The organism is Streptomyces anatolicus (assembly GCF_019400875.1).
Taxonomy (GTDB): Bacteria; Actinomycetota; Actinomycetes; order Streptomycetales; family Streptomycetaceae; genus Streptomyces; species Streptomyces anatolicus.
The window spans coordinates 25,985-36,279 of the sequence record NZ_WMBF01000014.1 but is presented as its reverse complement, the minus strand read 5'-3'; the positions used below and the strand labels follow the sequence as shown (position 1 = coordinate 36,279).

Genomic DNA, 10,295 nt, shown 5'->3' with positions numbered 1-10,295 from the left:
GCCATGACCTGCTCCCACTTGGGCCACTCGGTGTTGCCGACCATGATCGCCACCGGCGAGCCCATGGTCAGACCGTGCCGGACGCCGCCGAGGAAGGTGATCTCGTCGCGCTCGAACTTCATGCGGGCGCCGCGTCCATAGCCGAGCCGCCGCCGGGCCAGGTGGTCCGCCACCATCTCCGTGGTGATCGGCACGCCGGCGGGAAGTCCCTCCAGTGTGGCGACGAGTGCGGGTCCGTGGGACTCCCCAGCGGTCAGCCAGCGCAACCTGCTCAACGGTGCTCCTCATGCTCGCGCCTGGAACTGCGGAATGCGACGGCGCGGCCGGGTGCGCGGCCCTGGCCCGCCATCCCCCGATCCTCCCACGACCCCGGGGCGGGCCCGGCCGCAGGTCCATCAGGCGGACGCGGCGCCCACGTCTTGGAGCCGGGCTCCTACCGCTCCGCGATCGCGTGCTCCCCGGCCTTGCGCATCGCGTCCAGCGGCGCGGGCCCGCGGCCCGTCATCTGCTCGACCTGGAGCACCGCCTGGTGCACGAGCAGGTCGAGTCCGCTGACGACCGCCCCGCCGTACGCCGACCAGCGGGCCGCCAGCTCGGTGGGCCACGGGTCGTACAGCACGTCGAAGAGGGTGGCCGGGCGCTCGGGCACAAGGGCGGAGAGCGCGTCCGTGGTGCCCGCCGGGGTCGTGGCGATCACCAGGGGCGCGGTCAGCGCCTCGCGGGCGTCCTCCCAGTCCTCGGTCCTGACCTCCACGTCAAGCCGCTCGCCCCACTGCCGCATCTCGGCCGCGCGGGCGTCACTGCGTACGTACGCGACGACCTCACCCGTACAGATCCGCGCGAGGGCGGCGAGCGCGGAGGACGCGGTGGCGCCCGCCCCGAGGATCGCGGCGGAGCCGACCTGCTCGATGCCGCGTTCGCGCAGGGCGGCCACCATGCCGGGGACGTCGGTGTTGTCCCCGACCTTCCGGCCGTCCTCGGTGAACACGACCGTGTTCACCGCCTCGACGGACGCGGCGGTCCCGCTGATCTCGTCGAGCAGCGGAATGACCGCCCGCTTCAACGGCATCGTCAGCGAGAGCCCGGCCCATTCCGGGCCGAGTTCCGCGACGAATTCCGGCAGCGCCGCCTCGTCGATCTCGAAACGGTCATACGTCCAGTCACTCAGCCCCAGCTCCTCGTACGCGGCGCGGTGCAGCACCGGGGAGAGGGAGTGGGCGATCGGGGAGCCGAGGACGGCGGCTCGACGCTTCTGCGCGCTCATTGCCCCTTCAGGTATTTCTCGCGGTTGCGGTTCTGCTCCTCGTTGGTCTCGGCGAAGAGCGTCTTGTCCTCGCTGACCGAGACGAAGTAGTACCAATTCCCCTTGGCCGGGTGCAGTGCCGAATTCAGCGCCACCTCGCCGGGGTTGCCGATCGGTCCGGGCGGCAGGCCCTTGATCTTGTAGGTGTTGTACGGGTCCTTGAGCTTGCGCAGATCGTCGACCGTGCCGGTGCCGAGCTTGGACTCGCCCCGGAGGTAGTTCACCGTGGAGTCGAAGTCCAACAGGCCGTACGTCTCGGTGTTGTTGGGCTTCAGGCGGTTGTAGACGACCGTCGCGACCTTCTCGAAGTCGTGCTTGTACTTGCCCTCCGCCTGGACCAGGCTCGCCACCGTGAGGACTTCGAGCGGGTCCTTCAGGTTCAGCTCGGCGGCCTTCGACTTGAGGTCGAGGTCCTCGTACTTCTCGTTGGCGTGGGCGATCATCTTCCGCAGGACGTCCGCGGGCTTCTGGCCCTTGGCGACCGGGTAGCTGGAGGGGAAGAGGAATCCTTCCAGCGGGTCCTTGATGTCCTTGTTGGTATTCGCCCACTCAGGCAGGCCGAGGGTCTTCCATTCCTTCTTGGCGACGTTTTCCGTCGTCCCGTCCGGCAATTTCAGACGGGCGTCGATCTTTTCGTAGACCCACGCATTCCGCTTGCCCTCGGGAATGATGAGGTTGCTGCGGCTCTTGGGGTTGAGCATCAATTCGACGGCGCTCGCCGCGGACATGCGCTTCTTGAGCACATAGACGCCCGCCTGGATGGACTGCCCCTCCGGGTGCTTGCCCTGGGCGGAGACGAACGCGTCGACGCTCTTGACGACACCGGCTTCCTTGAGCTTCTGCCCGATCGCGTACCCGCCGGAGTCCTTGGGGATGTCGACCGTGGCCTCACCCGACCCGTCGCCCGCGTAATCCGGCGCCGTGCCGAAACGGTCCTGGTAGAACTGGTAGCCGAAGTAGCCGACCCCGCCGAGGCCGCCCGCGAAGACCAGGGTGACGACCAGACAGGCGCAGCCGCTGCGGCGCTTCTTGGACTTCTTGCCGCCGCGGCCCCCTCGGCGGTCACCGCGGCCGCCCCTGCGGGCGTGTTCGTCATCGTCGTCATCGTCGCCGCCCGCGAAAAACGCGTGCTCGCCCCGGTCGGGCCCCGGGTCCCAGTCGGTCTCGGGCCCGGACTCCTGCTCGGGGACGGTGGCGCGGCGGTGGCCGGGCGGTTCCGGCGGTTCGTACGCGTCGGGCGTGGCGTAGTAGTCGGGGCTCTCCTGGCCGTAGCCCGCCTGCTGGCCGGCGTAGGGGTCCATCGGATCGCCGCTGTAGGGGACCTGCCCCTGCCCGCCGGCGTCCCAGCCACCGCTCTGGTAGCCGTCCTGCCCGCCGTTGTAGACCTGCGCGGGGTCGCCCTCGTACTGCTGCTGTCCGCCGTACCCCGACTGGTCGTACGCGGCCTGCTGCTGCCCGGTGCTCCAGTCCCCGCCGTACTGGGGCTGCGACTGATGCGGCTGCTGATGCTGGTGCGGCTGGTGGTACTGCCCCTGGCCGCCGTAGGAGGCGGACGTGTCGCCCGCGGGCGCCTGTCCTCCCCATCCGCTGTCCCCGTACAACGGGTCCTCCGGATGCCACGGTTCGGAGCCTGGGCCCCGGCCATACTCAGTCATCGATCCCCTACATGCCGCGAGGCGGGGCCGCCTGGGATGGCCGGGCAACCGATCCGCCTCTTGATGCTGTGCGGCAGCTGTTCGAACGCCGCCGCATCGCGCGGAACGTTACCGTATCGCGATCAGATGACCACTTCGACGCCCTCGCCGGGAGCTTTACCTGACGCCCGTTCGGACTCCAAAGCCTGCTGAAGGATGATCACGGCCGCCGCCTGATCGATGACGGACCTGCCCTTTTTGGACTTCACGCCCGAGGCGCGCAGCCCCTGACTGGCCGTCACTGTGGTCATCCTCTCGTCCACGAGCCTCACCGAAATGGGGGCGACCATGCGGGCGAGGTCCTGCGTGAACACGCGGATCTTGGCGGCCGCCGGGCCCTCGCGCCCGTTGAGGGAGCGAGGGAGGCCGACGACGATCTCGATCGGTTCGTACTCCTCGACGAGCTGCTTCAACCGGCGCTGGGCGGCCGGGACATCGCGCCCGGGCACCGTCTCCACCGGCGTGGCGAGGATCCCGTCGGGGTCGCACGAGGCGACCCCGATCCGGGCGTCACCGACGTCGATGGCGAGACGTCGGCCCCTGCGCATGCCCTGGGCAGGCTCGGTCATCAGGCCGTCTCGGTGACAAGGCGCTCGACGGCGGCGATGGCGTCGCCGATGGCGGCCGGGTTCTGGCCGCCGCCCTGGGCGACGTCCGGCTTGCCGCCGCCACCGCCGCCGAGGGTCTTGGCGGCCGTGCGGACCAGGTCACCGGCCTTGAGGCCGCGCTCACGTGCGGCTTCGTTGGTGGCGATGACGGTGAGCGGCTTGCCGTTGGCCGTCGTGAAGAGAGCGACCACGGCCGGGCGGTCGCCCGGGATGCGGCCGCGTACGTCGAGGACCAGCTTGCGCAGGTCGTCGGCGCCCGTGCCGTCCGGCACCTGGCCGGTGACGACGGCGACACCGCGTACGTCCTTGGCGCCCTGGACGAGACCCGCGGCGGCCTGGAGGACCTTCTCCGCGCGGAACCTCTCGATCTCCTTCTCGGCGTCCTTCAACTTGCCGAGCATGGCGGAGACCTTCTCGGGCAGCTCCTCGGGACGGCCCTTGACCAGCTCCTGGAGCTGGGCGACGACCGTGTGCTCCTTGGCGAGGAAGTTGTACGCGTCGACGCCGACCAGGGCCTCGATGCGGCGCACACCGGAGCCGATGGAGGACTCGCCGAGCAGCTTCACCAGGCCGAGCTGGGCGGTGTTGTGGACGTGCGTACCGCCGCACAGCTCCTTGGAGAAGTCGCCGATGGTGACGACGCGCACGCGCTCGCCGTACTTCTCGCCGAACTCGGCGATGGCGCCCTGCTTCTTGGCCTCGTCGATCGACATGACCTCGGCCTGGACGTCCAGCTCGTGGGCGAGGACTTCGTTGATCTTCTGCTCGACGTCCGTCATCACGGCCGTGGGCACGGCGGAGGGCGAACCGAAGTCGAAGCGGAAGCGGCCGGGCTGGTTCTCCGAACCGGCCTGGGCGGCCGTCGGGCCGAGCGCGTCGCGCAGCGCCTGGTGGGTGAGGTGCGTGGCGGAGTGGGCGCGGGCGATGGCGCGGCGGCGGTGCGCGTCGATCGAGGCCCACACCGGGGCGCCGACCGTGATCTCGCCGACCTGCACGACACCCTTGTGGACGTGCACGCCGGGGACCGGCTTCTGCACGTCGCGGATCTCGACGAGGGCGCCGCTGTCCAGGCGGATGCGACCGGTGTCACCGATCTGGCCGCCGCCCTCGGCGTAGAACGGGGTGCGGTCGAGGACGATCTCGACCTCGTCGCCCTCGGTGGCCGCGGGCGAGGAGACGCCGTTGACCAGGAGGCCGACGATCTGGGCCTCGTTCTCCGTGAGGGAGTAGCCCGTGAAGTCGGTGGCGCCCGCGGCGTCGGCGATCGCGCGGTAGGCGTGCAGATCGGCGTGGCCGGTCTTCTTGGCCTTGGCGTCGGCCTTGGCGCGCTCCCGCTGCTCCCTCATCAGGCGGCGGAAGCCGTCCTCGTCCACGGCCAGGCCCTGCTCGGCGGCCATCTCCAGGGTGAGGTCGATCGGGAAGCCCCACGTGTCGTGGAGCAGGAACGCCTTGTCGCCGGAGAGGACCTTGCCGCCGGCGGCCTTGGTCTCGGTGACGGCGGTGTCGAGGATGTTCGTGCCGCCCTTGAGGGCCTTGAGGAACGCGCCCTCCTCGGCGAGCGCGACGGTCTCGATGCGCTTGCGGTCGGTGATCAGCTCGGGGTACTGCTGACCCATCGTGTTGATCACGACGTCGATCAGCTCCTGGACCACCGGGCCGGTGGCGCCGAGCAGGCGCATGTTGCGGATGGCGCGGCGCATGATGCGGCGCAGGACGTAGCCACGGCCCTCGTTGCCGGGGGTGACGCCGTCGCCGATGAGCATGGCGGACGTACGGATGTGGTCGGCGACCACGCGCAGGGAGACGTCCGAGCCGTGCTCGGCGCCGTAGCGCACGCCGGTCAGCTCGGTGGCCTTGTCCATGACGACGCGCAGGGTGTCGGTCTCGTACATGTTCCGTACGCCCTGGAGGATCATCGCCAGGCGTTCGAGGCCGAGGCCCGTGTCGATGTTCTTCGATGGCAGCTCGCCGAGGATCGGGAAGTCCTCCTTGCCGTCGCCCGCGCCGCGCTCGTACTGCATGAAGACCAGGTTCCAGATCTCCACGTACCGCTCGTCGTTGACGGCCGGGCCGCCCTCGACGCCGAACTCGGGGCCGCGGTCGTAGTTGATCTCGGAGCAGGGGCCGCACGGGCCGGGGACGCCCATGGACCAGAAGTTGTCCTTCTTGCCCAGGCGCTGGATGCGCTCGGCCGGGACGCCGACCTTCTCGCGCCAGATCTGCTCGGCCTCGTCGTCGTCGAGGTAGACCGTGATCCACAGCCGCTCGGGGTCGAGGCCGAAGCCGCCCTTCTCGACGGGGCTCGTCAGCAGCTCCCAGGAGAGCGTGATGGCGCCCTCCTTGAAGTAGTCCCCGAAGGAGAAGTTGCCGCACATCTGGAAGAACGTGCCGTGCCGGGTGGTCTTGCCGACCTCTTCGATGTCGGGCGTACGCACGCACTTCTGCACGCTGGTGACGCGCGGCGCGGGCGGCTTGACCTCGCCGAGGAAGTAGGGCTTGAAGGGCACCATGCCCGCGGGGACCAGGAGCAGAGTCGGGTCGTCGGCGATGAGCGACGCCGAAGGCACGACGGTGTGCCCGCGCTCCTCGAAGAAGCTCAGCCAGCGGCGGCGGATTTCAGCCGACTCCATCAGTGGTCCTCATTCCGGTTGTACGAGTACCGCGTGTTGTCGAGGTACTTCGTCTTCTTGTCGGTGCTGTCGTGCGTGTCGAACTTGTCGGGGCTGCGGTTCTCGATGACCGCGAAGCGGCGCCCGGGGGGCAGCTCGGTGTCGGGGTGGGCGTTGAGGCCGAGCGCCTCGCCCAGCTGCGCCTCGCGTTCGAGCATGCCGTCGCGGACGTCGAGCGCGAAGTCCTTCAGCTTGTGGCCCGCCTCGATCGCCTTGTTCGCCGCCTGCGCGGCCAGGCTCTCGGGCGTGAGCTTCTTGAGCTTGCGGTTGACCTTGGTGGTGGCCCATACGCCGGCGGCTGCGCCCGCGGTGAACCAGAACGTACGGCGGAACATCGCTGCGTCAGTCCCTCTTATTCCGGTTGGCCCGCTTCCTCTGCCGTGCGGACGGGACGGTGCGGCCCACGATCACCGTACGCCGGGACGGCTTGGCGGGCATGTCGTTCGCCTCGGGGGCGGCCTTGCGGCTGATGGCCCGGCGGACGCCGTAGCCGAACGCGGCCACCTTCACGAGCGGGCCGCCGAAGGTGGAGGCGACCGTCGAGGAGAGCGCCGAGGCGTTCGACGTGACCTCCTGGACGTCGGAGGCGATCGCGTCGACGCGGTCGATCTGCGTCTGCGCCGAACGCACCGCGCTGGAGGCGTCCGCGAGGAGGGGAACCGCCTGCTCGGTCACGTCCGCGACGAGCTTGGTGGTCGCCCTGAGCGTCTGGGCCAGCCTCGCCAGTGCCACCGCGAGGAAGGAGACCAGAATCGCCCAGAAGACGGCCACCAGGACCCCGGCAACCTCTCCACCGGACACTTGGCACCGCTCCCTGAGACATCGTCCCTGAACATCGAAAAGTCGTCCTCCGACCCTATCGCGCCGGGGCCGTCGGTCCGTACCGCATTCGCACTCGCTCTCGCGGGACTTGCCTCAAGCAATTGTACGGACCGCATGCGGATGAGTACGCTCCGTACCTCATGCGAGCCTCTCAGCCGGGCAACCTCCCCCTGGAACTCAACGCCTTCATCGGGCGCAGCGCCGAACTGGCCGAACTGGCGGCGGCGTTGGGGACCGGACGGCTGGTCACCGTGACCGGGATCGGCGGGGTCGGCAAATCCCGCCTCGCGCTGCGGGCCGCGGCGCTGAACCGGCCGCGCGACGGCGCCTGGCTCGCGGATCTCGCACCACTGCGTGACGCGGACCTGATCGAGTACGCCGTCGCCGAGGCCCTGGGGCTCACCGACCACACGACCCGCCCGCCGCGCCAGGTGCTGCGCGAGCACCTCGCCGAGCGGGAACTCCTCCTTGTCGTCGACGGATTCGAACACCTCGTGGACGCCTGCGCCTCGCTGCTGTGCGAGCTGCTGGTGCACTCCCCCGGGCTGCGGGTGCTCGCGGTGGGCCGCAGGCCGCTGGAGACCGGCGGCGAGCGGCTGCTGCCGCTGGCACCGCTGCCCGAGGCGGACGCGGCCGAGCTGTTCACCGACCGGGCCACGGCCGCCCTGCCCCGCTTCGCCCTCGACGACGGCAACCGCGAGGACGTCCTTGAGCTGTGCCGCCGCCTGGACGGCATCCCTCTCGCCGTCGAGCTGGCGGCGGGCCGGCTGCGGACCCTCTCCCCCGCGCAGCTGCTCTCTCGGCTCGACGACCGGTTCCGGCTGCTGACCGGCGCCCGCCGTGACGTGCCGACCCGGCACCAGGCGCTGCGGACGGCCATCGGCTGGAGCCACGAGCTGTGCACCCCGACGGAGCGGCTGCTCTGGTCGCGGCTCTCGGTCTTCGCCGGGCAGTTCGACCTGGAGGCGGTCGAATACGTCTGCGCCGGGGACGGTCTGCACGCCGACGACACTCTCGACGTTCTCGGCGAACTGCTCGCGCAGTCCGTGGTGAGCCGCGAGGAGGGGCCCGCGGGGGTGCGGTACCGCATGCTGGAGACGGTCAGGGCGTATGGCGGCGACTGGCTGGAGGCGGCGGGCGAGGCCACGCGGCTGCGGCGCAGGCACCGCGACTGGTACATGGGGCTCGCCACCTGGTGCGAGCTGGAGTGGTTCTCGCCGCGCCAGCCGGAGGTCGCCGCCCTCGTCGAGACCGAACTGCCCAATCTGCGGGCCGCGTTGGAGTTCTGTCTGACCGAGCCGGGCGAGGCGCACCTGGGGCAGTACCTGGCCGGCTCGCTCTGGTTCTACTGGGTCGGCTGCGGGCGCCTCCCGGAGGGCAGGCACTGGCTCGACCGGGCGCTCGAACTGGACGGCGGCCATGAGGACGCGCGGCTCAAGGCGCTGTGGGTGCTCGGTTACGTGGCGGTGCTCCAGGGCGACACGGTCGCCGCCCTGACCGCGCTGCACGAGTGCCGCGACGGAGCGGAGCGGGCGGGCAGCGCGCTCGCGGCGGCCTACGCCGAACACCGCATCGGCTGCCTGGCCCTGGTCACGGACGACATCCCGCGCGCGGAGGAGCTGCTGCGCTCGGCGCTCGAGCGCTATCGGGAGATCGGCGAGCTGAACAGCAATGTCCTGATGGGCCAGGTCGAGCTGGCGATGGCGCTGGCGTTCCGCGGCGAACTCGCCGACGCCGTGGAGCTGTGCGAGGACGTGCGCCGGGTCTGCGAGGACCACGGCGAGCGCTGGACCCTCGCATACGCCCTCTACGTGCTCGGCTACGCGGCCTGGACCCACGGCGAGACGGAACGGGCGCGGGAACTGCTCGCCGAGTCGCTCGCTCTGGACCACCGCTTCCACGATCTGCTGGGCACGGTCCTCTCCCTCGAACTGCTCGCGCTCTTCACGGCGGCGGAGGGCGATCCGGCGGAGGCCGCCGTGCTCCAGGGCGCCGCCTCCCGCATCTGGCCGTCGGTGGGGCTGCCGCTCTTCGGCTCGGGCAACTTCGGCGGGCCGCACGTCGTGTGCGAGGAGCGGGCCCGCGAGGCGCTGGGCGACGAGCGGTACGAGGAGTGCGTACGCGCGGGGGCGGGGCTCGGTCTGGACGCGGCGGTCGCCCGGGCGCTGCGCACCGGCCCCGGAAACGAGCCGGCCCGCCGCCTGCCCCGCCGGGAAGGGCGGGGAGGCGACGGGCTGAAGCAGGGTGAGCTACGTCCGGGTCAGCGGGCGTAGTACTCGACGACGAGCTGCTCGTCGCAGATCACGGGGATCTCCTTGCGGTTCGGGTCGCGGTCCAGGCGGAAGGCCAGGGCCTTCAGGTTCACCTGGAGGTAGCGCGGGATCTCGCCGTCGGGGGCGAAGCCACCCTCACGCGCGACCTGGAACAGCGGCTTCTCGCGGCTGCGCTCGCGGACCATCACGACGTCGTCGGGACGGACGCGGTACGACGGCTTGTCGACCTTGCCGCCGTTGACCTCGATGTGGCCGTGCACGACCATCTGGCGGGCCTGGTAGATCGTGCGGGCGATGCCCGAACGCAGAACCAGGGCGTCGAGACGACGCTCCAGCTCGATGACCAGGGCCTCACCGGTCTTGAGCTGCGTCTTGGACGCGCGCTCGTAGGCACGGACGAGCTGGCGCTCGGAGAGGTCGTACTGCGCACGCAGCCGCTGCTTCTCGAGCAGACGGACCTTGTAGTCCGAGTTCTGCTTGCGCCCACGGCCGTGCTCGCCCGGCGGGTAGGGGCGGGCCTCGAAGTACTTGACGGCCTTCGGGGTCAGCGCGATGCCAAGAGCACGCGACTTCTTGACCTTGGGGCGGGACTGGTTCGGCATGAACCAACCTCTCTGTTCTAAGGAAATCGGCTTCACCAGTGGTTAGGGGAGGTCGCAATCCGCAGCCTGGGAAACCCGGCTCGTCCTGACGGACGGGCCCGGCAGCCGCTCCCTGGTCTGGGCACTATGTGCAGCACGCGAGTGGCCCACCGACCGATTCCCGGGACTCCGGGGTGGTGGTGGGCTGCCCGCGACACCTTCGACGGTGCGCGACGCTCCTGGATCCCCTCCGCCTCGCGGCGCGGGGGTTCCGGCTGGATGTCCCGTTCTGGTGGTGCCGGTACGAGACCGGACACGGGACGCAGCACTTCGGACAACTATACC

At 70.4% G+C, this 10,295-nt stretch carries 9 protein-coding genes; 1 reads left to right on the top strand and 8 read right to left on the bottom strand.

The window, feature by feature from the left end; all coding sequences use genetic code 11:
* The 7 genes from GKQ77_RS03315 to GKQ77_RS03285 all read right to left on the bottom strand — a co-directional run.
* Positions 1–275 (bottom strand): chorismate synthase (locus GKQ77_RS03315; RefSeq protein ID WP_219687083.1); only part of this gene is annotated, 275 nt, incomplete at its 3' end.
* A gap of 158 nt (positions 276–433) precedes the next feature.
* Positions 434–1,264 carry a shikimate dehydrogenase gene (locus GKQ77_RS03310; protein WP_219687081.1) on the bottom strand — a complete coding sequence of 277 codons (831 nt, stop codon included), beginning with the start codon at positions 1,262–1,264 and terminating at the stop codon, positions 434–436.
* Positions 1,261–2,958 (bottom strand): endolytic transglycosylase MltG, encoded by a 1,698-nt coding sequence (gene mltG / locus GKQ77_RS03305; RefSeq protein WP_219687079.1) that lies wholly within the window; start codon positions 2,956–2,958, stop codon positions 1,261–1,263. The genes GKQ77_RS03310 and mltG overlap by 4 nt, the downstream gene beginning before the upstream one ends.
* A gap of 122 nt (positions 2,959–3,080) precedes the next feature.
* Positions 3,081–3,545, bottom strand: coding sequence for a Holliday junction resolvase RuvX (gene ruvX, locus GKQ77_RS03300; protein ID WP_206302915.1), 465 nt, complete (start codon positions 3,543–3,545; stop codon positions 3,081–3,083).
* Positions 3,546–3,565: 20 nt separating this feature from the next.
* On the bottom strand, positions 3,566–6,235 hold the full coding sequence (alaS, locus tag GKQ77_RS03295) for an alanine--tRNA ligase (RefSeq protein WP_219687077.1): 2,670 nt from the start codon (positions 6,233–6,235) through the stop codon (positions 3,566–3,568).
* Positions 6,235–6,609 carry a DUF6167 family protein gene (locus GKQ77_RS03290; RefSeq protein ID WP_219687075.1) on the bottom strand — a complete coding sequence of 125 codons (375 nt, stop codon included), beginning with the start codon at positions 6,607–6,609 and terminating at the stop codon, positions 6,235–6,237. Before GKQ77_RS03290 ends, alaS begins: the two co-directional genes overlap by 1 nt.
* A 7-nt stretch (positions 6,610–6,616) precedes the next feature.
* A complete protein-coding gene (locus GKQ77_RS03285; protein WP_125511569.1) occupies positions 6,617–7,075 on the bottom strand; it encodes a DUF948 domain-containing protein in 459 nt (152 codons plus the stop codon).
* A 161-nt stretch (positions 7,076–7,236) separates the two neighbouring features.
* Between GKQ77_RS03285 and GKQ77_RS03280 the strand changes: the two genes are divergently transcribed.
* Positions 7,237–9,369 (top strand): ATP-binding protein, encoded by a 2,133-nt coding sequence (locus GKQ77_RS03280; RefSeq protein ID WP_258020771.1) that lies wholly within the window; start codon positions 7,237–7,239, stop codon positions 9,367–9,369.
* On the opposite strand, the gene rpsD is transcribed toward GKQ77_RS03280, so the two are convergent.
* Entirely contained in the window at positions 9,357–9,971 is a 615-nt protein-coding gene (gene rpsD / locus GKQ77_RS03275) for a 30S ribosomal protein S4 (RefSeq protein WP_125511570.1), read from the bottom strand. The two genes, GKQ77_RS03280 and rpsD, sit on opposite strands and share 13 nt — an antisense overlap.
* Between the last annotated feature and the right edge of the window lie 324 nt (positions 9,972–10,295).

Coding starts and splice junctions, on each gene's coding strand:
- GKQ77_RS03310 (WP_219687081.1), bottom strand. CDS start 1,264: ATGAGCGCGCAGAAGCGTCGAGCCGCCGTCCTCGGCTCCCCGATCGCC.
- mltG (WP_219687079.1), bottom strand. CDS start 2,958: ATGACTGAGTATGGCCGGGGCCCAGGCTCCGAACCGTGGCATCCGGAG.
- ruvX (WP_206302915.1), bottom strand. CDS start 3,545: ATGCGCAGGGGCCGACGTCTCGCCATCGACGTCGGTGACGCCCGGATC.
- alaS (WP_219687077.1), bottom strand. CDS start 6,235: ATGGAGTCGGCTGAAATCCGCCGCCGCTGGCTGAGCTTCTTCGAGGAG.
- GKQ77_RS03290 (WP_219687075.1), bottom strand. CDS start 6,609: ATGTTCCGCCGTACGTTCTGGTTCACCGCGGGCGCAGCCGCCGGCGTA.
- GKQ77_RS03280 (WP_258020771.1), top strand. CDS start 7,237: ATGCGAGCCTCTCAGCCGGGCAACCTCCCCCTGGAACTCAACGCCTTC.
- rpsD (WP_125511570.1), bottom strand. CDS start 9,971: ATGCCGAACCAGTCCCGCCCCAAGGTCAAGAAGTCGCGTGCTCTTGGC.